Origin of the sequence: Paraburkholderia ginsengiterrae (assembly GCF_001645125.1) — a bacterium.
GTDB classification, from domain to species: domain Bacteria; phylum Pseudomonadota; class Gammaproteobacteria; order Burkholderiales; family Burkholderiaceae; genus Paraburkholderia; species Paraburkholderia ginsengiterrae.
Map to the genome: position 1 here is coordinate 1 of NZ_LXKA01000357.1, position 26325 is coordinate 26325.

A 26325-nucleotide genomic window follows, 5' to 3' on the forward strand; every position below is an offset into this window, starting at 1 on the left:
GAAGACTCCCATTGCATCGGGGCACTCCGCGGTTTCCTCCCTTCAGGTTTATTCAACACCTGCCCGCACGCGCCGTCGCGCGCCCCCGAGCCCGCGGACATGGGCAGGCGTCGAACAAACCTCAAGAAATCGAGTCGTTGTGGACGCAACCGCCAGCGCCCGTTCGTCGGCCGCAGCGGTCGTTCGAACCTCGCAATATTGTGCCTATCTTGACTGACCGGTCTAGGCAAAATCCAATAGGCGGTATCGACCCGGAGCGGTCACACGCGCGAGGGTCGGGGAGTGTCCGTTGTTACGTGGCCGGGTGAAAACGCGGGCTAAACGCGAAGTTCAGGAAAGGCTACCGTTCAAATCGAGCTGTATTGGCCTGGAAGTGCGTTGGGAATGGTAAAGCGACACCCGAAAACCGAGTACTTTTGCGTTTTCACACGGCCGAATACCCTCCGACGCGTCCGGCCGTAGCTGACCCATTGTCGACAGTTGAACCTTCTGGGGGACAACGGGAGGCGTTGGAATTGCCGCTCGATACAGCAGCTCGGAGACAATAAATCGAGTATTGGTGAGTAGTGTGGTACTTGCGTGGATGAGCTAAAGCGCAATGACATTGAATGGTACTGCATCTCCTCGACCACGTCCCTTTGTGATTTTCATAGCAGGGCGACCCGGCGCGCGCAGGCCGCCCTGCGTGTCTTCACTGCAGAATGCCGTTGCGCTTCGCGATATGGGTTGCAATTGCATCCATCAGCGGCGGGTTCAGCGCGTCATACGGCGGGAGCCCCAACTCGTTGAGCCGGGCGCGCACACTGTCCATCTGCTCCGACCTCGCGCCGCCGCCTTCGATGACCGAGGAGACGAAGGCCGCGAAGCGCGGCTCTTCCCAGCCCGTGTCGTTCGAGAGCTCGACATGAACGAAGTCGAGGCCATAGAACGGGTGGTCACGGTTTTCGATCCGGCCGTACATGTGCACACCACATTCCTTGCAGGCGTGCCGCAGGATCGTGGCGTTCGGGTCGACGACCTGCAGCCTTTCAGCATGCTGGGTGACCTGCACCTTGTCGCGCGGCACGACGGCGATCATTGCGAACGCGGCGCCCGCCGGCTTCCAGCACCTCGTGCATCCGCATATGTGATTGTGAGCGACGTTGCTCTCGATACGCATTACCACTTGGTCGCTCTTGCAGCGACAGTGGAGCGTGCCGCCGCCGAAGTTCGGATCGCCTTTCTTTACGCCAGCGTCCACCGCCGGATGTATAGCTACGTTACCCATGTTCATCCTCCTGAGCTTCGATGAAAATCAGCGCGAAGATGCTTGCGCCGCGAACGACACACGATTGTGCTTCTAGTAGTGGATGACCGCCCGGATGGATTTGCCCTCGTGCATCAGATCGAACGCTTCGTTGATCTGATCGAGCGGCAGCTTGTGCGTGACGAAGGGGGCGAGCTGGATGTCGCCGCGCATCGCGTCTTCCACCATGCCAGGCAGTTGCGAACGGCCTTTTACGCCGCCAAAGGCTGTGCCCTTCCAGGTGCGGCCTGTTACCAGCTGGAACGGGCGCGTGGAGATTTCCTGACCGGCGCCGGCGACGCCAATGATGATCGACTGGCCCCAGCCGCGGTGAGCGCACTCCAGCGCCGCACGCATCACGTTGACGCTGCCGATGCATTCGAACGAATGATCTACGCCCCAGCCGGTCATTTCGACGATCACCTGCTGGATCGGCTTTTGATAGTCCTGCGGATTGACACAGTCGGTCGCGCCGAACAGCTGCGCAAGCTGGAATTTGGCTGGATTGCTATCGATCGCGATGATCCGGCCGGCTTTCGCCTGGCGAGCGCCCTGGATCACGGCGAGGCCAATGCCGCCGAGCCCGAACACCGCGACGCTGTCGCCGGGCTGGACCTTCGCGGTGTTGTGCACTGCACCGATTCCGGTCGTGACGCCGCACCCGAGCAGGCAGATCTGCTCGTGATTAGCTGCCGGATTGACCTTCGCCAGCGAAACTTCGGCCACCACCGTGTATTCGCTGAACGTCGAGCATCCCATGTAGTGATAGAGCTGCTGGCCGTTGTACGAGAACCGCGACGTGCAATCGGGCATCACGCCTTTGCCTTGGGTCGCGCGCACGGCCACGCACAGGTTGGTCTTGCCGGACTTGCAGAACAGGCATTCGCCGCATTCCGCCGTGTAAAGCGGAATCACGTGGTCGCCGGGCTTGACCGACGTCACGCCTTCGCCGACTTCGACGACGAGGCCCGCGCCTTCATGGCCGAGCACGCAGGGGAAAAGCCCCTCAGGATCGTCACCCGACAGCGTGAAGGCGTCGGTGTGGCATACGCCGGTGTGGGTGATCCTGACCAGCACTTCGCCTTTCTTCGGAGGAGCAACGTCGATCTCGACGATCTCCAAAGGCTTGGCGGGTCCGAATGCGACTGCAGCACGTGATTTCATGACAGATCTCTCAATTGGTCGACGAAGACAGGGAGTGCGAGCATCCGGACGGGCCATGACTGCACAGCACTAACGCAAATAAGTGCGTACAACGCCGATAACACCGTGGACCGGAGCAAGGGAAAGGCGCATCGTCTATTGCACGCTTACGCTTGAAATGGGGGCCACAAGTTAAGATTCAGTGCGGAAGATCGGCTAGGCTATCAGGCCACGCATCCTGGCGATACGTACTGCCAAGGACCGCCGATGGACACCAAGCTTCTCAAACATGCGCTTCCAATACCACTTGACAGTGCTTTCGGCCAAGCCCAGCGTCGCAGCAATTTCGGATGTCACGAGATTTGCTGCAGTCAACCGCAGAATTTCGATCTCCCTTTCGGATAGGCCTCCCGCGTCTTTCGATTCACCCTGCTGCACGTAAATAATTGGTGTTGCTTCTTTCTTTTCGATCCGCCGCCCACAAGCGGACAAAAGAAGCCTAAGGTATGCGAACGAAAATACATCACTTTCTGAGGACAATTCGGCAAGCTCCTCTAGAATAACCGCAACCATGGGCCCTTCGTCAAGAAAGCTTCGCGTAAAACCACCCGATGCGCCCCACCGCAACGCGTCGATCATCGTACGTCGCGCTGCCAATTTGTCGCCGCTACGATAGCAAAGACACGCCAGCAAAACGGCGAGCCGTATGCTTGATCGGAGACATTGTCGTTCTCGCGTCCAATTCAACCAGCGGCGTAGTATTTTAAGTGCGTGACTCCTCTCACCTTGTTCGAACGCGATGCGAGCGGTCGCTATAGCGAAGCATTCCTTTGCTGTATCGACATGCCCGGAAAACGACGTGGCCGCAACAGCCCCCCCATAGCGAGGATCCTTTATCAATCGCTCGGCGTCCCGCCATAGTCCTTCAGATATTAATAGCGGCACGCGCTCCGCAAGGACGTGGGCATGCAATCGCGGCAAAGCATATCGATCCGCGATTCCAGTCGACACATCGAGCGCATGGTGCGCTTTGCCTGTCATGCCATCGGTTCGAGCAAGCCTCGCCGCCGTAATATATCTAGCTATGACCGAATCAACAAACCTGAATTTAGAAGGATGTCCATTGAGGCTTTCGACAAGCCGACGCGCTTCGCCAAGGTTGTTTTTTTCATAAAGCAATTGCGCGAGCTGCGCCGACGGCATTGCCGCGAGTGTCGAGCTTTCGCTCTCAATCCGTATAGCGTCGGCGTGTGATTGTAGATATGCTTGTTCCGCCAGCTGAAGCTCGCCTCGCGCAAAATGAATGCTTCCAGCCACGGTGTTCAAAAACACGGTTCCATAGATCGCATTCGCCTCGATAAACTGATTCCGCAGTTCCTGGGCATGTGCCTGCGTATGTTCGCATCGATACGTTTCCCTATTGAGCATCATTAATATCCCGCCCACCGAACTCGCCATAAACTGGTCCCGGTCGCCGAATTCTGCAATCCATAACTTCGCCGCCGACAGTGATTGCTCGATATTGTCCGTAAATACATTGAGCATAAATTCTCGGTGCGCGAGTTTCATTCGAAACAACTCGGCCTCTTCGCCGAAAAGGTCCTCTCCGTGGTAGATCCGTGACTCCGACACCGTATTGGCCAGTTTATCGCGGACTTCCTTCAATGCATGGCGTGCCTCATCGAAGCGCCAAAGGATTGTGTTTTCCCACGCAAGCTCAAGCTGAAGCCGTGGCAGGCTTTTAGCCACCCCTTCAGGTAGCCGCTCCGCGAAACGGCGAAGAGTGGCCGTCTGGCCGCGCGCGAGGAGAGTCGGACTGATTTCGTCGATCAACGCTCCAGCCCGCACAAGCTCTGACGCGGCAAAAGCGTGCTCAATTGCGTCCGCTATATACTCGTTGTCGGAGAGCCAATTACAAGCCCGTCGATTATAGATTGCGGCTTCGTCGGGGAAATGGTCGACCAGACGTTTGCGTAGAAGATCCGCGAATAGTCCGTGGTACCGATACCAATTGCGTTCGCGATCGAGCGAAAAGACAAACAGGTTTGAGTCCTCCACCTTGTCTATTAATGAACTACTGTCGCGACGCTCCAGCACCGCATTGCACAAATCTGAGTTAAACCGATCAAGGATTGAAGTCGCAAGCAGAAATCGTTGAACCTCCTCCGTTTGACGATTCAGCACCTCCTCAACAAGAAAGTCTGCAATGCTCCGGTCTGCCCCGGAAAACTGTCTCAGGAAGGCCTCAGCGTCGGACAGGCCTTGCATTGCAATTGTGACCATCTGAAGACTGGCAATCCATCCTTCAGTCTTTGCCCACAGGTGTTCCATCTGCACCTTGGTAAGCGGGAAGCCAATCCTCGCGCCCATGAACTCCACGGCTTCGTCGCTGGAGAATTTCAGCATCGCCGCGTCGAACTCCCGAATCTCACCGAGTGCCCTTAGTCGTGCGACTGGGAAGGCAAGCTGCTCTCTCGACGATATTACAAAGTGCAGGTGCTCAATTGGGGCAAGCAACAGCGCACTAATAAGATCGAGAATCCCCGGATATTTTATAAGGTGAAAATCATCGAAGAAGAAAAATAGATCGGCATCCAGAAAAGAAAATTCGTTAAGCAAGGCGGTCCGCAGACTTGCAAGGGGTGCCACGCCTCGGTTGGTTTCGGAACCAAGCAGGTTTACCGTATCATTTGAAATCACCATCCCTGTCCGGCGCGTCGCCTCCAGCAGATGCGAAACGAATCTCACAATATCGTTATCTTGTGTGTCAACGCTCATCCAGCCAACGTGACGCTCCTCGACGCTCAATGCCCCAAAGAGTTGGGCAAGCACACTGGTCTTTCCATATCCTGCAGGCGCGGAGACAAGGACGAGCCGGCGCCCCGAACTCGCTTCGAGCTCTGCGGAAAGGCGCTCACGCTTGAGTAGTTCTCGCCTCTGGCGCGGGGGACGAAGTTTCGTATTCACCGTCTCCAACGGCAACTCGCTTTTCCGGTTCATCATTGCACGCCAGAAAATCTTTTGCGAGACTCGCGATGGAACTCATTCGAACGATCTGCCAGGTACATATCCCTGTCCTTTTAGCATCTGCGACACGACGATCAGAAGCGTGTCACATACCAAACAGACTGCAAAGCAGGTAACTCCAGCTCTGCCACTCGGGCCGTTAGCGGCCAATATAGTCACCGGAATGATTGCCTTTGATAGCACCTCCTTGAGTTCGGTGGCGCTCACCGCCGCAAATTTTCCGGCGAAGTGGCAAATCGTCGAATTAGCCGCGAATTTTGGTTTTTTCTGCGCATAGGGTATACCGCCTCTCCATGTGCAATGCTACTCTGGCTTTAACTACCTTTACGGTCGTGCAATTAATTGTTATCTTTATTTTAGAGGAAGTCTATAGATTGGCGGCATAAACACTATTCCCTCAGGGCATCGACATGGATAGACCAAACGGCGCCTTCACGACGTGAAGGCGGAGGCGCTCTGAGGCAGCGTCTGAGCGACGCAGGCACCGCTCCTAGAAGGTGTGCTCTATTCCTACACCAACTCCGGTTGTCGTACCGCTCACCCCATGCAAAGCGCTGAAGGGAGCTACCGATAAACCAGTGTTCATCGCACCGTCGTTGTTCACCACGCCAACCTGCGCATAAACCGAGGTAGCTTTTGAGAGAAAATACTGCGTGCCAAGTGCAACCATCAACGAATGATTTGCCGTATGGTTACGGTCGCTTGTTACCCAGATGCCGCCGTTTATATCTAGCTCGGGTAGCACGAAGCTGTCGACACCCACTCCAAAAACATCGCTATTGAACTGCCCGGCGACCTTATAGTTGATGAACGATGCCCGGGCGGTTAGCAAGCCAAAGTTGTACGCCGCTCCAAGCGTTCGACCTTCGAAAGCCACGGTAGTCGGAATTGGCGTCTGAACTGTCCCGCCGCTGTTTCCGTCGAAAATGGAAGCGTTCAACATCAAAGCGGCACCCTGATATGTCAAACTCGCGGAATACTGCCGACCTGCCTGAAAATTGCCGGCCGCGCCACCAAACGCGATCAGCACTTTGCCTACAAAGCCAGCGATGTTGGGACTGTTATAGGAGATCGCATTTGAAGTGAAAGCAGAGGTGCCCCCGACGTTGCCGATAAGATTCACAAGGCCGCTTCCGAACTGCGTGAAGTAGCGTGGATCCGACTCAACTAATGCAATAAAGAATGGTGAGAACTGCAAACCTGCCGTGAACGTCCCAAATTTTCCATCTAGTGCAACCCAGGCTTGCCGACCGAAGAAATTTCCGTTTGAATCCGCCGGGCCGCCGTTGGCAATACTGATTCCGCTTTCGAGATTGAAGTTCACTTTCAGGCCGCCGCCGAGGTCTTCGGTGCCCTTGAGACCGAATAGAGAAGACCTCAACCCACTATCGTTCATCGCAAATGTCGCGCCACCGCTCTGTCCGGTCACTGTATTGAGCGTCTTGTTGGCGTAGAACAATCCACCATCGACGACCCCGTATAGCGTGACATAACTCTGCGCATGCGCCAAACCAAAAAAAGCAAGCGTCGTTGCACCCAAAGCGGATTTTAATGCCAGACGTTTCATCATGTTCATTCAGTCTCCTTGTTTCGTTTTACCAACGTTTATTTGCTTTAGTAAATTCGCTTCGAAGGCGTGCCACGACAAACTTCCGGAAAAGCTTGACGCCCGCCTACCCGGATGCCCGCACACACATCGCTGGACTTTTTCACCTGGACCAAAAGCGCTTACTCGCTGGAGGTTGCTTTACATGCGGGCACAGGTCTGCCGCTAATTGCGCGATTCGCGTACTCTCAAGCCTCATTTATATATGATCGGTGATCGTTAGGTCTTCGCTATTCGCGAGACGTTCGTTCACCGCCGGCGGTTTAGTATGAAAATCCGCACTTTTCGTTTGTCGCGCGAGAACGCGAGATAGAGTTGTGCTACAGATCAAGCACCAACAGTGCACTTTTAGAACGTGAGCAGCATAGTGTCATCTGGTCGTTCTTCGCATGCTCCTCATCAGTAAAATAAAGGTCCTGATGATCGGGAGTTCCGGCGAGAACTCGCGTAACGCAAGTTCCGCATACCCCTTGTTCACATGACACAGGAACGTCAACGCCGTGTTCCGCGAGAACGGCGACAATGGTTTTCCCGCCTGCAATGGTGATGATCTTTCCGCTGCTGGCTACCTTAACCTCAAAGGAAACGTCGCTCGCCGAGGACCGTGTCAGTGCCCCGAAACGCTCAAAAATTATCTGCTGGCCTTGCCATCCAAGATTCTCTGCAGTCTTGATCACGGAATCAATGAACCCGCCCGGACCGCATACATATAAAGCTATATCTGACTCGGGATTTCCAAGTAATAGCGGAAGATTCAATCTTTGCGGGGCCGGTCCATCACCGAAATGAAAACTCACTCTGTCCGAAAAAGGGGATCCGATGATCCGCTGATGGAAGGCGGTACGCTCCAATGACCGGGTACAGTAGTGCATTTCAAAATCAGCCCCAATCCTGGTCAACTGTTCGGCCATGCATATGATAGGTGTCACTCCAATTCCCCCCGCGAGCAGTAGGGAACGTCTTGCGGGCTTTAACGCAAAGTGATTTTTCGGTTCACTGATATGCAGTATCGTGCCCTCCACTACCGCATCGTGGATTGCCATCGAACCGCCGCGCGAGTACGGATCCCGTAATACGCCAATCACATAGCGATGACGCTCGGTCGGAGCATTACAAAGGGAGTACTGACGCACAATGCCATCCCGAACCACGATATCGATATGCGATCCGGCGCTAAACGCTGGCAGCGACTGCCCTCCAATAGAAGTCAATTCGAGACTGACGACGTTCTCGGCCTCTATCTTCTTTCTTGTAACCCTAACGGCGAGTCGATCCATGATAGACAATTGGCAAGTTGTGTTGTTAAGAGCTGACGACGACAGGTAGCGAACACTGTCCGTGATCCAGACTTGCGTGGGCTTTCGTAATTGGGGCGAAAAGTGCATTCGGCCTTCGTTACGATCATCGGTTCGCCGCCTCTTTCCGCAGACATCCGCATTCGCTACTGTGAAGTTAAGGGCCCGCATCAGCGTCAGTTTTGGGTTTGTAGTTCCCGGTCTTTCCACGCGATGGACGCATTCCTGTCGATCCGGGGTCTATAGCAATCCGCTCCAGACGACCCATCTTTCGTGCCCTAGAGCATGTTCACGCATTCACCCTTCGACCACGCTTGCCTGCTCTGCAGCCTCCTCCTTTAGGAACTTGTCGAGCAACCAAAGTAACTTTCCGGGGCCCGCGTCGTGTATGTAGTCGATCGTCCTGAAGTCAGGCTTTTCCTTCATGCGTTGATGTTGAGCTTCAAGGATCCTCTTGTCCTCAAGGAACGCAACTCCAATAACCTCATGCAGTAGGTCGGTCATACCTGGACTGTCGGTTTCCCGGCTCGCACCCCACGAGTAGTAATAGTCCACCGAGTCTTCGTCACGCGGGGTAATGGCCTGACAACTGTAAGTGTCGAGCAACAGCTGTCCGTCGGAAGGACCTTCAGTGTTGCTCCCCGCACTGAATATTTTCAGATGCATGATGAAGTTACATGGCAAGGTCATTTGGACATCAAAGCACATGTCGACCAACGTCCCCACCGGAAACAGGTGTTGAACGAATCGCACGGCCGGTACGCCGCGTAACCAGGTTTCCGTATCGAGGCCTCGGGGCCTGAGCGTGTGCTTACTCTTGACCGTTGACCATGCGTTTGTTCCACCGAAGGTCTGGTCATGCACCCAGGCTACGTGCGATAAGTCGCTTAAATTAGCGATCTCCTGACGATAGTTCGCGTCAACTCGAAGTTGCGACGTCTTGATGTTCCATGCCGGATCACCAGGTCCAACGGCAAAGCAGATTAACGCCGGGTCCGCTTTTATCGGGTCTCCCATCCAGACCCAGATCCAGTTGTCTTTCTCGACGACGGGGAACGATCGAACGCATGCTTCTTGCGGAATACGCTCCTGTCCGGGAATTTCAATACACCGACCGTCCGGCCCAAACTTCCAGCCGTGATACATGCAACGTAGCGAGTCGCCTTCCTTGCGGCCGCAGGATAGTGCTGTTTGTCGATGGCAGCAACGATCCTCCATGGCTACGACACCGCCGTTCGGTTTTCGATAAAGTACGATCGATTCGCCAGCGATACGCCGAGCTAGAAGCGCATCTTTTCCCAAGCTCAACTCGTGGTCCCAACCCGCGCAATACCACCAATTTTTCAGCACTGGAATCTCCTCCTATGTTGCTGCCCCGAGGACAGCTGTATCTGCATTCGGTCACGCAACCGTGTCCGTGATCTAACTTTGTCGATAACCTGGGTTCGTGGCACCCTCCATTTGGGAGGGTTATCGCGACAGCGTGGGAATCTGAGGGCGGTCAGCGCGTTGCACAACAACGGGACGCCACTTGCAGTTGGTCAAAAAACTCGATTCGCGCGAGCTGTTCAAGAATTGTGACGCTGGAGCATCAAGGGCGCCGCGTTACCAGACCTCTGCGCCAAGCAGATCAACATTGATGTGGAAAGCCACCGGCTCGGGCTAGCGGGTTGCGTGGCGACCGAAGCCGAGACACTGCAGGCGCAATTGGACGCCTGGTGTCTGGATGCCATCGAGGGCTACTGGGTACCGGACGATCGTGCAATCCTGGCAGTGCGCCTGGGAGCACGACGAAGCGCATGCGCAACTGCGTGTCGGGTTTTCGCGATCTGTTCATCGTAACCCTGATTAACCCGAAGGCGTTCTTGTTCGCAAGCACGTTGCTTCCACCCGAAATGTTCCGGTCACTTACGTATTTTTCGTGGACGCTCGCCGCCTTTCAGATCGTGCTTGTGCCTATCGGGTTCGGCTGCTCTTGCCCCGGCCGGATGCTGACGTCGCGGCGCTCGTGGGCAACGCGTACGCCGATACTATCGCGATGTGCGTCGCTCGTACTCGTCATGTTCTCCCGCACACTCGGGTTCTCCGTACTGAGCAAGTGAGCGCCGCGACTGGCGTAGAGCGGCGAGTCGAGGATTCAGCTATGTGGCATTGATTCGGCAAGGGAAATACTGGCGAAGATCCGGTCAGTCGCATGAGCCTGCGAAGGCGCCCCCACAGTGCGACAGTTCTATGTGCCAGCAGATCACCATGTTCGGGCGAGGCGACAGGCGCATGCCGTTAAAGCATATTCGACGCCTGCCCGCAGGCGCCGTAGCACGCTCACAGTCAAGTGAATGAGGGAAGGCGTCGAATATGCCTTAACGTTAACGCCTGTTCAATTTTTTAAAACCGGTGATTCAAGATCGGCCAAATATCGGGAGGCTCGAATGACCGGATTGGCCGAGGACCGGGCGGTGCCGGCTGCGTTCGCAACGACTTGGCATAATCGTCCATGTACGGCCATTCATGTCTTTCAAATTGGAGCCACTCGGCAATGACCGCTCTCGCGCGGTCGCGAACTGGCGCTATCGACCCAAAGGAGACTCGTGACCAATTTCAAGGTGTGTCCCTTAACCGACCACGAGCAGCCCCCGACCACAGCACGTGTGCATGTACCTTGGCAACACCTTCCAGACGTATTACTACGGGCATCACTATGAATGGGACAGGTTTGCCCGGGAGCAGCATCGCGAGCATCCCTATTGCCAGCTCGCCGTGGATTTTTGCGAGAAGTGGGACCAGGCTTCGTTTGACGATGGCTACGTGTCTGAACCGCTCGAAGTGTTCGAGCCGATTGTCCGACGGGTGTTTGCTCGACCTGCGTACGGCCGCTCAGAAAGTCACGCGCAATAGACTTCGATAACCGAACTGGCAGCATAACTCCACCTCTGCGTTTCAATAAGACAATCGACTAAGCCCTTGGCCTGTGAGGTCAGACCAAGGGCTTTCTCAATTCATACTGTCTTGAGCTGCCAACACCGCTTCATCACAACGACGGCTATGGAACCTTGCAGCACGGTGCGTGGAGCGGTGGACGTGCGAAGTGGTGGGGATTCTCGCTTCTGGCACATCAGAAGTGGTCTGCGCCGCTGGTCGGTCGCATGGGTGCGACGCTTCGTTATGACCTACTCGACAACCGGTTAAATGGTGGTGGCGGCTCCTCCATCGTACTGGACGGGACGACAGGGCAGGACGGCACGAACGGTTTTGGTCTCTCCAAAACCTGTCTTGCAGCGTCTGCCAACAACGGCGCCGCTTGCCGGGGTGCGGCGAGACAGGCAATCACAGCCGATTTGCTCTTCTATCCGACGACTAATACCATCCTTAAGTTCGAGTATCGTCACGATATGTCGAGTCATGCGACGTTTGTGCGAAGCGATGGTGGCTATAGCCGGAGTAACGATATTCTCGGGACGCAGCTTGTCTACAGCTATTAGTCGTCCGTTGGTGGAAGGATCGCGGTCAGTCCCTAGCCACCGACGCCGACCAACTCATCGGAAGTGTCTGGCGTTCTGGATCTGTACGCTCTTTGCGCGGACTTCTTGACGGTGGCTCTTTCACGTCAACGAATCGTACTTAAGCGCGAGCGACTGTTGAGCGACGGATTGTGTTGAAAAAATCTTGTTTTGGGTTGGGGCGCCTGAGTTGGCAGCGGGTTATCGAATTGTAACGATCGCCTCTCGCCGTCGACGCACAAAAGACCAACGTTCGACATTCGCAGGCTACAAAATGAAGCGAATCGGCCGCGAACGGAACAATTTCGTGCTCACACGTTGCGCAAAAATTTGTTCCCGCTCACCAGCTGAGCCCAAGTCTGACGGGACCTGTCTGAGAACAAAATCTTGCAACCGAACGATCAACAGGTCTCGCAAACCCGCATGGTTAAAGGGTTTCGCTGTGATCGACATGGGCCTTTACCGTCGCTTTTGCCGTCAGAAGCGCACATCTTTTGCTGGCGCGGGAGATGGAGCGATTTGCGGGGCGACGACTCTAGCGACACCATCATCAATCACCTAACAAGGGTACAGGAGGCAGTGAGCCTTGTCCCCTCCCTCGATCTTCTATCGGTTCGCCTACGCTCGTCTTATCCGTCGCGAAGCCGACGCGGCGCAAGAGTGCGCTGAGCGGCGTCAGCGGGGGCGACAGAATCGTTAAAGCGGTTCATAGAGGGCATCGTCGTTCGCAAGCCTTTGACTTATTGCTTGCAAAACACCCTGACTCAAGGCTTCAAATATCGGGCTTGAATAGCCGTCGGCCCACCGCTCCGAACGCAATAGCGTGTGCACGTAGTGGCGCAGTTCAAGAAAAGACCACGAACCCACTGCGTCCTCGACACGGACGCCGCGTTCGATGGTTGGACCACCCGGCGCGAAGTCTGTGCACACAAATCCGCACGCATAAGCCCCCTCCACGAACAGTCGGTATGTGGGTAAGGCGGTGAACTCCCCGTGCCTTTCAGCGGGCAGGCGTTCGTGGTCTCGCACGTCGAAGTGTTCCTGCGAAGCCGTTTCGAGCGCCTCAACTAAAATCACAAGCATTCGCACCTGAAACTCGTTGACCGCCGCCCGTTTGCTCGTGGGCTTCCTTCGGATCTTCTGTGCGGCGAGGGATCTTGCGTTTGCGGGCGTCTCGTCGATTGACTCGAACGATGCTTCGCGATCGTTTGTCATGTCATGCCTTGTGTGTTTTCCTTAATCCGGGATCGGTGCGGGCAACGCCAGCAAAGCTTGCGAAGCCGTCTGCATCAGCGTATTACTGTGTCCACTTGCTGCGACAGCGAATGGCGCCCCCTCGTTTCGATGAAGACCCAATCGAGGGGCGACCGCGGTTCGCAAATATCTGAAGCTTAAGATATTAGCGAATCCCGGCCAGGCCTCACATCAGCCCTATCACCGCTCCCGCACCACTCAGGCGTCTTGTTGAAGTCCCAGCAGGCCGATTGCGTTCTGCTTGAGAATCAATGGCTGCACCTCTTCCCTGAAACCGACCTGCTTGAAATCCTCCAGCCAGCGGTCCGGCTGAATCAGCGGAAAGTCCGAACCGAACAGCATCTTGCGCTTCAGCACCGTGTTGGCGTGGCGAATCAATTCGGGCGAAAAATACTTCGGCGACCAGCCGGACAAGTCGATATAGACGTTGGGCTTATGCAAGGCGATCGACAACGCCTGCTCCTGCCACGGCCACGACGGATGCGCGATCACGATGTTCATGTCGGGGAAATCCGCCGCGACGTCGTCGAGATGAATGGGCTCCGAATATTTCAGGCGCAGGCCGCCGCCACCTCGCATGCCCGATCCCATGCCGGAATGACCGCTGTGAAAAACCGCCGTGAGCCGGTGTTCGGCGATCAGCTCGTACAGCGGATAAGCCAGCCGGTCGTGGGCAAAAAAGGCCTGCATCGTGGGATGAAACTTGAAGCCACGTACGCCGTGTTCCTCGATCAGCTTGCGCGCTTCGCGCACCCCCATCTTGCCCTTGTGCGGATCGATACTCGCGAAGGCGATCATGATGTCGCTGTTTTCCCGGGCGAATTCGGCGATCTCCTCGTTTGGGATACGTCGCCGTCCGAGGTTCGCTTCGCAGTCCACGGTGAACATTACGAAGCCGATCTTGCGCTCGCGATAGTGTTCGATGGTCTCGGGAATCGTCGGGCGCCGGCCGAGCTTCAGCACGGTGCCGAAGTACTTGTCGGCGGCATCGTCGAATTCCTTGCCGAACAGATCGGGCGGCTGGCAGCAGGAGACTTCCGCATGCACGTGAGTGTCGATTGCGACGAGTTGGTCGAGATTCATCTACCTTTTCCTATTTGATCCTGTCGCGCACGCGTCACGTCGCGCCGCATGCGCTCGCGACGATCACCGCTGGGTCGCGCTGTGCCACGTCATACATCGCTTCGACGAGCACGGCACGATGCGTCAATACCGCGCGTTGATTGATCGACCCCTTGTCGGTGATCTCGCCGAGATCGAGCGACGGCGCGACGTCCATGAGCCGCAGGCGCGCAATGGTGGTCGCGCCGCCCGTGGCACTGCGATTGAGCGTGTCGAGCAGTGCCGCAAAATGCGCGCGCACGGCGGGTGCTTCGACGACCTCTTGCGCGCTCGCCGCAGCGGGCAAACGAGCCAGCCGCTTGCAATCGTCGAGACGTGGAAAGACCAGCAGCCCCACATCGTCGCGATTCATGCCGGCGACCACCACGTCCTGCACATACGGCGCGCCTTCCGAGATAACGCGCGCCCGCATCGGGCCGACGCTCACGAACGTCCCCGAACTCAGCTTGAAGTCCTCGGCAATGCGCCCGTCGAACAGCAATCCAATTTCTGGTTGCGCCATGTCGACAAAGCGCAGCGCGTCGCCACTGCGAAAGTAGCCTTCTTCGTCGAAGGCGCCCTCCAACTCCACCGCGTCGGCGCGCCAGTATCCGGCCATGACGTGTGGCCCGCGATAACGCGCCTCGAGCTTGTCGCCGACGGGCGCGAGTTTGACTTCGCAACCGTGCGCGGGCAGGCCCACATAGCCCGCGCGCATGATCGGTCCTGTGGTGAACAGACACGAGGGCGACGTCTCCGTCATGCCGAGCCCGGCCATGATGCGTATGCGCTCACCGCAATATGTCTCGGTGACGCGTTCGAGTCGATCCCACGCTGCTTGCGACAGGCCGGCACCGGAGAAGAAATACACCTTCACGCGCGAGAAGAATGTCTCGCGCAATTGCCCGTCATGTTCCAGCGCAATCGCCAGTTCCTCCCACCCCTTCGGCACATTGAAGTAGATGGTCGGAGCGATCTCGCGCAGATTGCGCAGCGTTTCCTCGAACTTGCCGTTGACCGGTTTGCCGTCGTCGATATAAAGCGTGCCACCGTTGTACAGCGCTATTCCCACGTTATGGCTGCCGCCGAACGTGTGGTTCCAGGGCAGCCAGTCGACCAGCACCGGCGGCTCCTTCGCGAACTCAGGGAACGTTTCGAGCAGCATCTGCTGGTTGCTGCATAGCATGCGATGCGTGGTCGGTACCGCCTTCGGCAGCTTGGTCGAGCCCGACGTAAAAAGAAATTTGGCGATCGCGTCCGGGCTCACCGTGGCGTGCGCGGCATCGACCGTAGTGGGCGTCGCGTTCAGCAGGGCGTCGAACGAAGTCACGTTGCGCGCCGCCGGCTGTTCTCGTGGCAACTTAGCGGCCACCACTTCAACATCGGCCGGCACGACCGCCTCGATTGCCTTGGCGAACGTCTCGTAGCTGCTTGCAAACACGAGACCCGGCGTCAGCAGATCGATCGTATGACGCAGCTTGCCGAAGTCACCGGAAGCGAGCGCATAGGCCGGCGAAATCGCGGCGTAGGGAATGCCGGCCCACATCGCGCCAAGCGCAAGTTGCAGATGTTCGAGATCGTTGCCCGACAGAATCACGATGGGCCGTTCAGCGGACAGATCCCGCGCGAGCAGCGCCTGGCCGATCGCGCGAGCGCTTTGCAACGCTTTCGCGTAGCTCAGGCCGATCCATTGACCATCGCTGCCGCGACGCGCCGCCAGCCATCGATCGGGATGCGCTTGCGCGCCACTCGCGAGCCGATCCGTCATGCGTTGCGGATGCGTGCCGAGCGGTTCGGCCGCGCGCAAATACCACGTGTCGCCCTGCCGTTGCGTGTGCAACGATGAAGCGCCGATCGTCGTCGCCCGGTAGCGCATCGGCGCGTCGGGGGTGTTCGGTTGTATCGGCTCGGAATGCAAAGCCTGTCTCCTGTGTCGATCAGAGTTAGCGCTTTAGCGCTTATCCTGGTCCCATGCAAGATGATTGCTGGAAAGGTGCCTGCGCGCCGCCTTGCGACGGCGCCGGGCGAAACGATCAAATCGGATAATGCCGAGGTCCGGTTTGAATCGTGATCCAACGAAGATCCGTGAACTCTGCTATCGACGCCTTGCTGCCGAATCGACCGTAACCGCTTTTCTTCACACCGCCGAACGGCATCTGCGCTTCATCGTGCACGGTCGGACCGTTGATATGGCAGATGCCCGATTCAATACGCTTCGCCACGTTCAACGCACGCGACACATCGCGGCTGAAAACCGCCGCCGAGAGTCCGTACTCGCTGTCGTTGGCAATTCGAATCGCTTCTTCGTCGCCATCGACGCGCTGCACCGTCACCACCGGCCCGAACGATTCTTCCGCATACAGCTTCATGGCAGGTGTAATGCCGTCGACAATCACCGGTTGCATGACGGCACCTTCGACCGCACAGCCGACCGGCAACTTCGCGCCCTTCTCGTGTGCGTCTTCGATCAACGCCTTGATGCGTTGCGCGGCGGCTGCGCTTTCGAGCACGCCGAGCACGGAGTCCGCCGCGGCAGGGTCGCCCGCCTTCAAAGTCCGCGCTTTGGCAGCGAGCTTCTCCACCAACGCGTCCGCAATCTTCCGGTCGACGATCACACGCTCCGTCGACATGCAAATCTGCCCCTGGTTGAAAAACGCGCCGAACGCGATGCCGGCCACCGCCGCATCCAGATCGGCGTCGTCGAGCACAACCACGGGCGCCTTGCCGCCGAGTTCAAGCAACGCCGGCTTCAGATGCAGCGCCGCATGCTGCGCGACGATGCGCCCTACCCGCGTCGAGCCTGTGAAATTCACGCGACGTACCGCCGGATGCGCAATCAGCCGCTCCACGATCGCCGGGGCATCTTCAGCGGAATGCGTGATTACGTTGACCACGCCATCGCCGAGACCGGCTTCCTGCAGCACGCTGCCGATCAAACGATGCACGCCGGGACAACCTTCCGACGCCTTGAGCACGACCGTGTTGCCGCACGCGAGCGGCATGGCAACGGCCCGCGTGCCGAGAATCACCGGCGCGTTCCACGGTGCAATGCCGAGCACCACGCCGCATGGCTGGCGCACCGCCATCGCGAGACTGCCCGGCACGTCGGACGGAATCACGTCGCCGTCGATCTGGGTGGTCATGGCCGCGGCTTCGCGCAACATGTTGGCGGCCAGCATCACATTGAAGCCGTACCAGTTCGGCATCGCACCGGTTTCGGCGACACCGGTTTCGATGAACTGCGCGGTGCGGGCGTCCATCAGATCCGCTGCCGCCAGCAACCGCTTGCGGCGCTCGGTCGGCGCCAGCGCCGACCAGGCCGGAAAGGCGCGCGACGCCGCTTCGACCGCGGCATCGGCATCGGCCAGCGTGGCCGCCGCCGCCCGCGAGGCGGCATGGCCGCTCGCGGGATTGATCCGCTCGAACGTCTTGCCGTCCGACGCGCCACGGCTTTCGCCGCCGATCAACAAAGTCACTTCATGCATGTCCGTCGTCTCCTCGCTGTCTCTCTCGCTGCATCTCTCACCGTAGTCTGCGTGAACTGAAGTCCACGCCGATACGACCGATCAGCGCTTGTACGTTTGCAGACCCGGCTTGATCGCCTTGTCGTCGAGGAACTGCTTGAGGCCCTGTTCGCGGCCGCCTTCCGGATCGCGCAGTTGCGCCTGATCGAGCTTGGCGTACAGGTAGTCTTCGTTCTGATCCCACGTCAGTTCGCGGCAACGCTTGAAACCATGCTTGGCGGCGCGCAACACCACCGGATTCTTCTCGAGCAGTTTGCCGGCGAGCGCACGCGTCACCTCGCGCAGCTCGGCACGCGGCACGCTCTTGTTGACGAGGCCCATCTGCGCCGCTTCCTGCCCGGTGAACGTCTCGCCCGTCATGATGTAATACAGCGCCTGACGATGCCCCACAGTATCGGCCATTGCTTTGCTCACCAGATTGCCCGGCGGAATGCCCCAGTTGATTTCGGAGAGGCCGAACGTGGCTTCGTCGGCGGCAATCGCGAGGTCGCATGCCACCAGCGGCGAGAAGCCGCCACCGAAGCACCAGCCGTTGACCATCGCGATGGTCGGCTTCGCGTACATGCGCAGCAGTTGCCATTGCCAGCGGCACGCGTCGCGACGAATCTTTTCCTGCAGGATCTCGGGGCCGGCGTCGACTTCGCGGAAATATTCCTTCAGGTCCATGCCGGCAGTCCACGCGTCGCCTTCGCCCGTGAGCACCAGAACCTGGGCTTCCGCGTCGAGCTCAACGGCTTCGAGCACCTCGATCATTTCCTTGTTCAGCGTCGGGCTCATGGCATTGCGCTTCTCAGGGCGATTGAACGAAACCCATGCAATTCCTTCCACGACATCTACCTTGACGGTTTTCCAACGGCCTTCATAACTCATCTGCTTTCTCCGTGAACGTTGGCCGCGACTGCGGCCTGATGAACACATTTAATATCAGGCTGCCTGATATGTAAAGCGGAAATTCGTCCGCTCGGTGCAAACCCCTAGCGACGGAAATCGCGTCGAGGCGCGCTAAGATGCGGGATAGACCGAACCTCCTGACCACGATGAGCAAAAATCAAAATACGCCTGCCGAGCCCGCCGCCACGCGCACTCGCCGTTCCAGCCTGCGCCTGACCTACGTGATCGGCAGTCTCGACCGCATCCTGCGACGTCGCATGACCGAAGCGCTCGCGCCGCTCGGCCTGACACTCGCGCAATTCACCGCGCTTTCCGTGCTCGAAGCCAAAGGACAAGCGTCCAATGCGCAGGTCGCCGAGCGTTCGTTCATCACGCCGCAATCAGCCAATGAAGTGATGAACGCGATGGCGGCCCGCAACTGGGTGAGCCGCGAACCGGACCCGACGCATGGCCGCATCGTGCTGCTGCAACTCACGGACGAAGGGCGTGCCGTGTTGCGCGAATGCGAGCAGGCCGTCAAGGTCATCGAGAAGCAGATGTTGGAAGGCGTCGAACTCGACACCGCCGGCGCGGTCCAGACCCACCTCGAAACTTTCGTTCGCAATCTGCGCGGCTAGATCCGCTCGCCGCGCCGCCGGATTGCTAGGTGTTTTCACCGAACAATTTGCGCTTGCGTTATCAGCCTACCTGATATTAAATCCGGTCCATGATGCAGCGTGTGGAGACGCGCCGCATCGCCTCGAAGCAAATGCACCGTCGTCTGGCCATCGAAACGATGCGCCGCGCGCGGCGTTGTTCGCTGTGCTGCTGCCGGGCATTCCATCGCGGCCTCGACGATGATCTGACGCCCGCTTGCCGAATCCGTCTGTCATGCAGGACGGCGACCTGGCATCTGCTGTCTTTCAGCGAAACCGGAAAACCACGCCACTTAATAAGGATCACTAACGTGAAAAGAGCCGGAACATTGAATTCGACCGAAGCCACCGCGGTCCCGGCGACGTCCGGCCGGACAAGCGCCTTCGTCACCCTCGGATTGTGCTTTGCCATCGCCCTGCTTGAAGGACTCGACCTGCAGTCCGTCGGCGTCGCGGCGCCGCGCATGGCGCGCGAGTTCGGTCTTTCGGTCGCGCAGATGGGGTTGGCGTTCAGCGCCGGCACCTTCGGCTTGCTGCCCGGTGCGATGTTCGGCGGACGGCTCGCCGACCGTATCGGCCGCAAGCGCGTGCTCGTGATATCCGCTTGCCTGTTCGGCCTGCTGTCGATCATGACCGCGCTGGTGAGCGACTTTCATACGCTCGTGATCGTGAGGGTGCTGACGGGTATCGGTCTCGGCGGTGCGTTGCCAAACCTGATCGCGTTGTCGTCGGAAGCGGTCGAACCGCGCTCGCGCAGCACCGCCGTGAGCGTGATGTATTGCGGCATTCCGTTCGGCGGCGTGATCGCGTCGGTGATCGGCGTGTTGAGCGCCGGCGACACCGAATGGCGTCACATTTTCTACGTCGGCGGTGCGGGACCGCTGGTGCTGGTGCCGCTGCTGCTCGTATTCCTCGCGGATTCGAAGGCGTTCACCAAAGCATCACGCGATGGACAAGCCAAACCCGCGCCGGTCGGCGAAATCCTGTTCGGCGGCACGCGTGGCCTCTCCACCGTGCAGATCTGGGTCAGCTACTTCTGCACGCTGATCGTCCTCTACTTCCTGCTCAACTGGCTGCCCTCGTTGATGGCCGCAAGCGGTCTGACGCGCGCGCAAGTCGGCTACGTGCAGATCTTTTTCAACATCGGCGGCGGTATCGGCGCGTTGTGCATCGGCATGTTGATGGATCGCATGCGCTCTGGCGTCGTGGTGGCGACCATGTATGTCGGGATCATCGCCTCGCTTGCAACGCTTTCGATGGCGCACGGCTTCGGCGCTCTGGCGGCTTCGGCTTTCTTCGCGGGGATGTTCGTGATCGGCGGCCAATCGGTGCTGTACGCGCTTTCGGCGGCGTTCTATCCGACGGCCATGCGCGGCACCGGCGTCGGCGCTGCGGTGGCGGTGGGCCGCATCGGCTCGGTGGTCGGGCCGCTGGCCGCGGGTCAATTGCTGGCGATGGGCCGCAGTTCGTCGACCGTGATCGGCGCGAGCATTCCCGTCACGCTGATCGCGGCAGCCGCCGCGCTGCTCCTGCTACGCCGCCCGCGCGCCGACGACTGATCGCCCGCACAAGAAGACTCAACAACAACACACACATTTATTCAACGGTTCGGAGACACCCTTCATGCAAGCATCCGCACGTCTTTTACTCTGCGGCGCACTGTGCGCGGTCAGCGGCGCCGCAGCGGCCCAATCGAGCGTGACGCTCTACGGCATTGTCGATACCGGCATCGAATACGTTTCGCACGCGAACGCCGCGGGCAAGAGCGTGTTCCGCATGCCGTCGGTCACGGGCGAACTGCCTTCGCGCTGGGGTCTGCGCGGCAACGAAGACCTGGGCGGCGGCTATAGCGCGGTCTTCACGCTGGAAAGCGGCTTCAATGTGCGCGCAGGCGATCTCGGTCAGGGCGGGCGGCTGTTCGGACGTCAGGCATTCGTCGGCATCAAGACCCCGTATGGCACGGTCTCGTTCGGCCGCCAATACACGATGACGTACCTCGCGCTGATGGGCGCGGACCTGATCGGCCCGGACATCTACGGTCTGGGCTCGCTCGACGCCTATGTGCCCAACGCCCGCGCCGACAATTCGGTTGTTTACCTCGGCAGCTATGCCGGCGTGACGCTCGGCGCGAACTACTCGTTCGGCCGCGATGCCACCGGTACCGGCAACTCGCCAGGCCAGGGCACGTGTACGGGATCGGTCGCCGGACAGGCGACTCAATGCCGCGAATGGTCCGTGATGCTGAAGTACGACGCGCCGCTCTTCGGCGTCGCGGCGTCGTATGAAGAGCAACGCGGCGGCAGCACCGCGGCGGCGAACTTCTTCGACGGCATCGCGCCGACTCCGCTCACCAGCGCCGCCGACAAGGACATCCGCACGCATGTGAGCGCCTACGCGAACCTCGGCAAGGCCAAGCTCGGCGTGGGATGGCTCAACCGTCGCGTCGAGCCGGGCGCGGACACGATTGCCAGCGTGCGCTCGAATCTGTTCTTCGTGGCCGCGTCGTACTACGTGACGCCGGCCTTCATCGTCGACGGCGAGGTCTATCACATCACCAATAGCGAGCACGACACGCGCGCCACGATGGGCACGCTGCGCACCACCTATCTGCTTTCGAAGCGCACCGCTGTCTACGCCCAGGGTTCGTACCTCGCCAACAGCGCGAAGGCGCACTACTCGGTCAGCGCCGGCGGCGGCGGCACGACGCCCGCGGCAGGTACCGGCCAGACCGGTGTGATGGTCGGCGTTCGTCATTCGTTCTAGGAGACACAGCATGAAGTGCACCTCTATCGCGCTTGCTGCGGCTGCGGCGCTCACGCTCGCCGCGTGCGGCGGCAACGATCTCGGCAGCAGCGCGGCCACCAGCGCCAACACCTCCGCGTTGCCGCAACTGAGCGCCGCCACGCCCGGTACGCTCGCGGGCAATTGCGCGGCGCTCGCCGCGAAGCTCGCGTTCGCCAACACCGTCTTCACCACGGTGACGGACGTGGCGGCAGGCACGCTCAAAGTGGCCGGCAAGCCGATCGCCGAACACTGCCTGATTCAAGGCAGCATGAATCAGCGGGTCAGCAGCGTCGACGGCAAGACTTATGCGATCGGCTTCGAAATGCGCCTGCCGATTGCATGGAACGGCCGTTTCTTCTATCAGGCCAACGGCGGTCTCGACGGCAATGTGGTCACAGCCACCGGCGAGATCGGCGGCGGTGGTCCCACCAGCGACGCACTCAACATGGGCTTCGCGGTCATCAGCTCGGACGCGGGGCACAGTTCGGCGCAGAATCCGCTGTTCGGTCTCGACCCGCAGGCGCGCATCGACTACGGCTACAACGCCGTCGCCACGCTTACGCCGATGGCCAAGCAGGTCATCAAGCTCGCATACGGCAAATCGCCGGACCGCAGCTATTTCGACGGCTGCTCCAACGGCGGACGTCATGCGCTGGTCGCGGCCGCACGCTCATCGGCGGAATATGACGGCATTATTGCCGGCGATCCGGGCTTTCATCTGCCGAAGGCGGCCATCGGCGAAATGTGGAGCGCGCAGCAACTCGCAAAAGTGGCGACCGCGACGACCTCGAAGGGCCTGCCCGATATCACGACCGGCTTCACCGCCGCGGAACGTCAAATGGTGGCGTCGAAAATACTGGCCAAATGCGACGCGCTCGACGGCGTCAGCGACGGTCTGATTCAGGATATCAAGGCATGCCAGGCAAATTTCAGCCTCGCCACCGATGTCCCCACCTGCACGAACAACGTCCGCGACGGCACGTGTTTGACGACCGCGCAAAAGGACGCCGTCGGCAACGTATTCTCGGGCGCGCACAACAGCACCGGCACGGCCCTCTATGCGAGCTTTCCATACGACGCCGGACTAGGCCCCGGCTGGTCCGCATGGAAGCAGGCCAACTCGATCACGCTCGACCCGGCCGCGGCGGCCTTCACGGTCACCACACCGCCGCAAACCGCGGCCGTATTGAGCCAGTTGTCGGCGTACGCGCTGAACTTCAGCATGGACAACGACGCGCCGAAGATCTTCGCCACCAGCGGCGCGTATAGCGAGTCGGCCTGGTCGTTCATGACGCCGCCCGACGAAACCAATTTGAGCGCATTGAAGCAGCGCGGCGCGAAGCTGATGGTCTATCACGGCACGAGCGACCCGGTGTTTTCATCGAACGACACCACCGCCTGGTACCAGAGCCTCATGACGGCGAACGGCGGCGACGCGTCGGACTTCGCGCGCCTTTACACGATTGCTGGCATGAACCACTGCAGTGGCGGCCCGAGCACCGACCAGTTCGACATGCTCACGCCGCTCGTCGCCTGGGTCGAACAGGGCAAGGCGCCGGACAGCGTGGTCGCCACCGCGCGCGACGCGAGCAATGTCGTGCCGAACACGGACGTGCCCGCCGGCTGGGGTGCGGGACGAACGCGGCCACTGTGCCCGTATCCGAGAGTGGCGCGCTATCGGGGCGGCGACGTCAACACCGCGGGCAGCTTCGCTTGTAGCTGAGTCAAAGTCGGCCCAGCGGGCCGTCTCGCCATACCCGCCTTGTGCACGGCATGCGACTGTCTTTGTACTGTCGCATGCGCGTGCCGTTGCCCTATCTTTTTTTCGCCTAGCTGATGTCAATTGGTCAACCTGTGCACTGGCAGACCCTAGCGAGCTCATGGATGCGATCGATTGAAGAACAACCAGATTGCAGGCTCGGGACACCGGTAGTATTGCTGCTTCGAAATTGACCGAGCGAGCCATGGTGCGGTGGAACGGATGCTACCGTGCCTTTGTTGAACTGAGGATCGGGTCGGCGGTTCGGAAGCCTTCGGCCGATAGGTCGAGATCAGGAAAACAGCGGCAAAGTCTCGACCGCTGGCGGCCGACTACGACGGGCAGGCGGAGACCGCCGGGTGAGCGCCGCTGCTTCCCCGTCGCGTGAGGCAAGGCGCATCCTGATATCCGACAACCTCTTCCCGACAGATCCGTGAACAGAACATTCTGCCAGCGCCCGTTCAAGGCGATTGAGCAGTTCCGGCAAACTCGCGTCTCCCGCCCCCTGCCCTACGAACTTCCGCTTTCGCATAAGACCGCTCCCTGGTCGGACATCCGCCGCGTATCGGTATCACCACAAATCGTCAAGATCCAGCGACATCTGTTCCTTCGTCCTGGCGTCAGAAGGTGCGTCGGACGCAAAACCCTTTGGCGACGCCATTGTTAGCACATCGAGATGAAAAACCGCATCCGCGCAGATCTGGATAAATCCGCCACCCGGCTGCTTCTGGCCGGTGCCGTGTTCCAAACCGGCACGGCTGTCGTGCCCAGCCTGTCCCGTCCTGCTCACGTCACATTGGCCAGCATCGACTGACGACAATCCGGAGCGGCACAGGCACACGCATATTGGGCCCGTGCCTCTTCATCCTCAGGGTCGTCGATGGCCAGCAGGTAATCGATGAACAGTTCTTCGCCCACGTGGATCGGCCGGAGCGTGTGGATGAAAATCCGCTCGCCATCCTCGATGGTTTCGCAGTTCGGCGTACACGCGTGGTTCAGCCAGCGGGCGCTGTTGCCGCCGCGGCTGCCATCAATGACGCGTCCGTCCGACAGGCCGAACAGGAACGTATGTCCAGCGACACCCTCTCGCCGATGTCGACGCAACGCATTTCGCCACGTCGTGATTTCACCCCTGTACTCGAGCACGCACTCGCCCGCTGCGAGCGAACGCATCGCAAATATCCCCTTACCGTGAACCGGAGATCTCCGGACGATGACGCGTCGCATTGTATTGCCCTGGCTATAGTCTCTGCGCAAGTATAGGGCGGCCAATTTCCGCCGTTATGATGGTGATATGACGAGCCCGTTGCCGCGACTTCCAGCCCTGGGCGGCCGCGTCCCAGTCCGGGACGTAGGTACGTGTTGATCCGCGACATTCAGGGTTGATCGTCCGATGGCCTGCGATGCAGGCCAGATTCAGAAGAGCTGGGCGCCGAGTTCGCGCAGGCTGCCCCACTTCACCGTGCTCACGAAGGTCCTGCCGGTCGTGTCGAGCGATTCGATCATCGCCCGTTGCCCACGCGCTTCCGCAATAACGCGCACGATGCGCCTCCGGTAGCGCAGCAACGCACCGATGGCCGGGCACGACGTCTGCCGCCGTGTCCGTGATCGTTTCTTTTCCATGCGGATATCTATATAGACAGGCAGTGAAGCGCAGGAGCCGCGACATATCGCGGCATCTCGCCACCCATGCTACCAGGCCAGCCGATCCGGGTCCAGGCCCGCTGCCCGATCGCTGCACTCCACTGCCACCGGCGCCCACCGGTCGTGGCGATTCGGCAGGCACGCCGGCCAGCAGCGATCCGGCCGGCGGCCTGCCTCCGATCTCAGCCGCCGTTCACCGCATCCTTGAACGCCTTGCCCGCTGTGAACTTGACGGTCTTCGCGGCCGGGATCTGGATCTCGGCGCCGGTTGCCGGATTGCGGCCGACCCGTGCGGCGCGCGAGCCCGTCGAAAACGAACCAAACCCGACCAGTTGCACGGTGCCGCCTTTGGTCACTTCACCTGTGATGGCCGCGATCACCGCGTCGATCGTCTCGCCCGTGGCGACCTTGCTGTCACCGGTTTTCGCGGCCACGGCATCGACCAGTTCCTGCTTGTTCATGGGAATTCCTCTTGATGGTTGTTGACTGCGCCACCGTACCCGATCGGTGCCGGGTCGCGCAATGGCCGGGCCGCGCTGTTTCTTTGGCATCGCAGGCAATCCGTGCATTGGCTCCGCGTCTGGCTCCCGTTTCTTCTCACCTCAACAGCAGCGTTTCATCCGCGTGGGATTGCGTCGCGTGCCTGGCGATGAAGCTCCCGTGCGCGCAAGTGCGCCGTTTAGTCAGCTGGCGGGGAATGCCTGCAGCGCAGGTTGGAAACGGAAGAAGATTGCCGTACCGCCCTACCGCGTCAGCGGTTTAGGCAGTATGACTTTCCGTGAGGTGGTGGCTGGCCCGCCGTGAGGAACCAGACGCGGGTTAGCATTGCTGCCAGAGCCGCATGGTGTGCACGAGGGCGACACCCGGCAATTTCCAGCGC

Annotated in this window: 21 protein-coding genes and 1 pseudogene; 8 read left to right on the top strand and 14 right to left on the bottom strand. The window is 59.4% G+C overall.

All coding sequences use genetic code 11. The features are described 5' to 3' along the window. Positions 1-691 precede the first annotated feature (691 nt). From gfa to A6V37_RS32350, 6 genes are all read right to left on the bottom strand, one after another. Positions 692-1273 carry an S-(hydroxymethyl)glutathione synthase gene (gene gfa, locus A6V37_RS32325; RefSeq protein ID WP_341272029.1) on the bottom strand — a complete coding sequence of 194 codons (582 nt, stop codon included), beginning with the start codon at positions 1271-1273 and terminating at the stop codon, positions 692-694. 66 nt (positions 1274-1339) lie between these two features. Further along, complete coding sequence (locus A6V37_RS32330; RefSeq protein WP_064270770.1) at positions 1340-2449, bottom strand: S-(hydroxymethyl)glutathione dehydrogenase/class III alcohol dehydrogenase; 1110 nt, start codon at positions 2447-2449, stop codon at positions 1340-1342. A gap of 195 nt (positions 2450-2644) precedes the next feature. Continuing rightward, positions 2645-5431 (bottom strand): winged helix-turn-helix domain-containing protein, encoded by a 2787-nt coding sequence (locus A6V37_RS32335; RefSeq protein ID WP_082902864.1) that lies wholly within the window; start codon positions 5429-5431, stop codon positions 2645-2647. 514 nt (positions 5432-5945) lie between these two features. Continuing rightward, a complete protein-coding gene (locus tag A6V37_RS32340) occupies positions 5946-7031 on the bottom strand; it encodes a porin (protein ID WP_479724542.1) in 1086 nt (361 codons plus the stop codon). Between the two features lie 350 nt (positions 7032-7381). After that, positions 7382-8338 (bottom strand): PDR/VanB family oxidoreductase, encoded by a 957-nt coding sequence (locus A6V37_RS32345; RefSeq protein ID WP_064270788.1) that lies wholly within the window; start codon positions 8336-8338, stop codon positions 7382-7384. 315 nt (positions 8339-8653) lie between these two features. Then, positions 8654-9706 (bottom strand): aromatic ring-hydroxylating dioxygenase subunit alpha, encoded by a 1053-nt coding sequence (locus A6V37_RS32350; protein WP_064270772.1) that lies wholly within the window; start codon positions 9704-9706, stop codon positions 8654-8656. Positions 9707-10176: 470 nt separating this feature from the next. Between A6V37_RS32350 and A6V37_RS42640 the strand changes: the two are divergent. The 3 genes and pseudogenes from A6V37_RS42640 to A6V37_RS32365 form a co-directional block, all read left to right on the top strand. Next, positions 10177-10458: pseudogene (locus A6V37_RS42640) on the top strand (LysE family translocator); the annotation flags it as partial. Between the two features lie 550 nt (positions 10459-11008). Next, entirely contained in the window at positions 11009-11251 is a 243-nt protein-coding gene (locus A6V37_RS32360; RefSeq protein WP_064270774.1) for a hypothetical protein, read from the top strand. Between the two features lie 155 nt (positions 11252-11406). Beyond that, positions 11407-11835 (top strand): DUF3138 family protein, encoded by a 429-nt coding sequence (locus A6V37_RS32365; RefSeq protein WP_075643596.1) that lies wholly within the window; start codon positions 11407-11409, stop codon positions 11833-11835. A gap of 714 nt (positions 11836-12549) precedes the next feature. Here A6V37_RS32365 and A6V37_RS32370 read toward each other — a convergent pair. The 5 genes from A6V37_RS32370 to A6V37_RS32390 form a co-directional block, all read right to left on the bottom strand. Beyond that, entirely contained in the window at positions 12550-13068 is a 519-nt protein-coding gene (locus A6V37_RS32370; protein WP_064270776.1) for a hypothetical protein, read from the bottom strand. A 237-nt stretch (positions 13069-13305) separates the two neighbouring features. After that, the gene (locus tag A6V37_RS32375) at positions 13306-14190 is read right to left on the bottom strand and encodes an amidohydrolase family protein (RefSeq protein WP_064270777.1); all 885 of its coding nucleotides are present in this window, start codon (positions 14188-14190) and stop codon (positions 13306-13308) included. Between the two features lie 34 nt (positions 14191-14224). Beyond that, a complete protein-coding gene (locus tag A6V37_RS32380) occupies positions 14225-16084 on the bottom strand; it encodes a feruloyl-CoA synthase (protein ID WP_064270789.1) in 1860 nt (619 codons plus the stop codon). A gap of 157 nt (positions 16085-16241) precedes the next feature. Then, positions 16242-17693 (bottom strand): aldehyde dehydrogenase, encoded by a 1452-nt coding sequence (locus A6V37_RS32385; protein WP_064286737.1) that lies wholly within the window; start codon positions 17691-17693, stop codon positions 16242-16244. 81 nt (positions 17694-17774) lie between these two features. Further along, positions 17775-18602 carry a p-hydroxycinnamoyl CoA hydratase/lyase gene (locus A6V37_RS32390; protein ID WP_064270779.1) on the bottom strand — a complete coding sequence of 276 codons (828 nt, stop codon included), beginning with the start codon at positions 18600-18602 and terminating at the stop codon, positions 17775-17777. 137 nt (positions 18603-18739) lie between these two features. Between A6V37_RS32390 and A6V37_RS32395 the strand changes: the two genes are divergently transcribed. The 5 genes from A6V37_RS32395 to A6V37_RS41035 all read left to right on the top strand — a co-directional run bounded on the left by A6V37_RS32395 (position 18740) and on the right by A6V37_RS41035 (position 24615). After that, positions 18740-19240, top strand: coding sequence for a MarR family winged helix-turn-helix transcriptional regulator (locus A6V37_RS32395; RefSeq protein ID WP_082902866.1), 501 nt, complete (start codon positions 18740-18742; stop codon positions 19238-19240). Positions 19241-19587: 347 nt separating this feature from the next. Then, on the top strand, positions 19588-20817 hold the full coding sequence (gene mhpT, locus A6V37_RS32400) for a 3-(3-hydroxy-phenyl)propionate transporter MhpT (RefSeq protein WP_100249440.1): 1230 nt from the start codon (positions 19588-19590) through the stop codon (positions 20815-20817). Between the two features lie 64 nt (positions 20818-20881). After that, on the top strand, positions 20882-22021 hold the full coding sequence (locus tag A6V37_RS32405; protein ID WP_064286738.1) for a porin: 1140 nt from the start codon (positions 20882-20884) through the stop codon (positions 22019-22021). Between the two features lie 10 nt (positions 22022-22031). Then, complete coding sequence (locus tag A6V37_RS32410; protein WP_064286739.1) at positions 22032-23765, top strand: tannase/feruloyl esterase family alpha/beta hydrolase; 1734 nt, start codon at positions 22032-22034, stop codon at positions 23763-23765. A 712-nt stretch (positions 23766-24477) separates the two neighbouring features. Further along, the gene (locus A6V37_RS41035; protein ID WP_157447920.1) at positions 24478-24615 is read left to right on the top strand and encodes a hypothetical protein; all 138 of its coding nucleotides are present in this window, start codon (positions 24478-24480) and stop codon (positions 24613-24615) included. Here the strand turns inward: A6V37_RS41035 and A6V37_RS32420 are convergent. The 3 genes from A6V37_RS32420 to A6V37_RS32430 all read right to left on the bottom strand — a co-directional run bounded on the left by A6V37_RS32420 (position 24588) and on the right by A6V37_RS32430 (position 25906). Further along, positions 24588-25028, bottom strand: a complete 441-nt coding sequence (locus tag A6V37_RS32420; RefSeq protein WP_064270790.1) for an SET domain-containing protein — start codon at positions 25026-25028, stop codon at positions 24588-24590. The genes A6V37_RS41035 and A6V37_RS32420 overlap by 28 nt on opposite strands. Positions 25029-25217: 189 nt before the next feature. Further along, positions 25218-25424: a hypothetical protein gene (locus A6V37_RS32425; RefSeq protein ID WP_064270785.1), complete on the bottom strand. Its 207-nt coding sequence runs from the start codon at positions 25422-25424 to the stop codon at positions 25218-25220. Between the two features lie 203 nt (positions 25425-25627). Next, the gene (locus tag A6V37_RS32430) at positions 25628-25906 is read right to left on the bottom strand and encodes an HU family DNA-binding protein (protein ID WP_064270786.1); all 279 of its coding nucleotides are present in this window, start codon (positions 25904-25906) and stop codon (positions 25628-25630) included. Positions 25907-26325: the final 419 nt, after the last annotated feature.

What these genes read in the sequence shown, in the direction of transcription:
- A6V37_RS41035 (WP_157447920.1), top strand. Translation starts at nt 24,478, where the DNA reads ATGAAAAACCGCATCCGCGCAGATCTGGATAAATCCGCCACCCGGCTG.
- A6V37_RS32335 (WP_082902864.1), bottom strand. Translation starts at nt 5,431, where the DNA reads ATGATGAACCGGAAAAGCGAGTTGCCGTTGGAGACGGTGAATACGAAA.
- A6V37_RS32405 (WP_064286738.1), top strand. Translation starts at nt 20,882, where the DNA reads ATGCAAGCATCCGCACGTCTTTTACTCTGCGGCGCACTGTGCGCGGTC.
- A6V37_RS32430 (WP_064270786.1), bottom strand. Translation starts at nt 25,906, where the DNA reads ATGAACAAGCAGGAACTGGTCGATGCCGTGGCCGCGAAAACCGGTGAC.
- A6V37_RS32385 (WP_064286737.1), bottom strand. Translation starts at nt 17,693, where the DNA reads ATGCATGAAGTGACTTTGTTGATCGGCGGCGAAAGCCGTGGCGCGTCG.
- A6V37_RS32410 (WP_064286739.1), top strand. Translation starts at nt 22,032, where the DNA reads ATGAAGTGCACCTCTATCGCGCTTGCTGCGGCTGCGGCGCTCACGCTC.
- A6V37_RS32425 (WP_064270785.1), bottom strand. Translation starts at nt 25,424, where the DNA reads ATGGAAAAGAAACGATCACGGACACGGCGGCAGACGTCGTGCCCGGCC.
- A6V37_RS32360 (WP_064270774.1), top strand. Translation starts at nt 11,009, where the DNA reads ATGTACCTTGGCAACACCTTCCAGACGTATTACTACGGGCATCACTAT.
- A6V37_RS32395 (WP_082902866.1), top strand. Translation starts at nt 18,740, where the DNA reads ATGCGGGATAGACCGAACCTCCTGACCACGATGAGCAAAAATCAAAAT.
- A6V37_RS32340 (WP_479724542.1), bottom strand. Translation starts at nt 7,031, where the DNA reads ATGAACATGATGAAACGTCTGGCATTAAAATCCGCTTTGGGTGCAACG.
- gfa (WP_341272029.1), bottom strand. Translation starts at nt 1,273, where the DNA reads ATGAACATGGGTAACGTAGCTATACATCCGGCGGTGGACGCTGGCGTA.
- A6V37_RS32370 (WP_064270776.1), bottom strand. Translation starts at nt 13,068, where the DNA reads ATGACAAACGATCGCGAAGCATCGTTCGAGTCAATCGACGAGACGCCC.
- A6V37_RS32345 (WP_064270788.1), bottom strand. Translation starts at nt 8,338, where the DNA reads ATGGATCGACTCGCCGTTAGGGTTACAAGAAAGAAGATAGAGGCCGAG.
- A6V37_RS32375 (WP_064270777.1), bottom strand. Translation starts at nt 14,190, where the DNA reads ATGAATCTCGACCAACTCGTCGCAATCGACACTCACGTGCATGCGGAA.
- A6V37_RS32390 (WP_064270779.1), bottom strand. Translation starts at nt 18,602, where the DNA reads ATGAGTTATGAAGGCCGTTGGAAAACCGTCAAGGTAGATGTCGTGGAA.
- A6V37_RS32420 (WP_064270790.1), bottom strand. Translation starts at nt 25,028, where the DNA reads ATGCGACGCGTCATCGTCCGGAGATCTCCGGTTCACGGTAAGGGGATA.
- A6V37_RS32330 (WP_064270770.1), bottom strand. Translation starts at nt 2,449, where the DNA reads ATGAAATCACGTGCTGCAGTCGCATTCGGACCCGCCAAGCCTTTGGAG.
- A6V37_RS32380 (WP_064270789.1), bottom strand. Translation starts at nt 16,084, where the DNA reads ATGCGCTACCGGGCGACGACGATCGGCGCTTCATCGTTGCACACGCAA.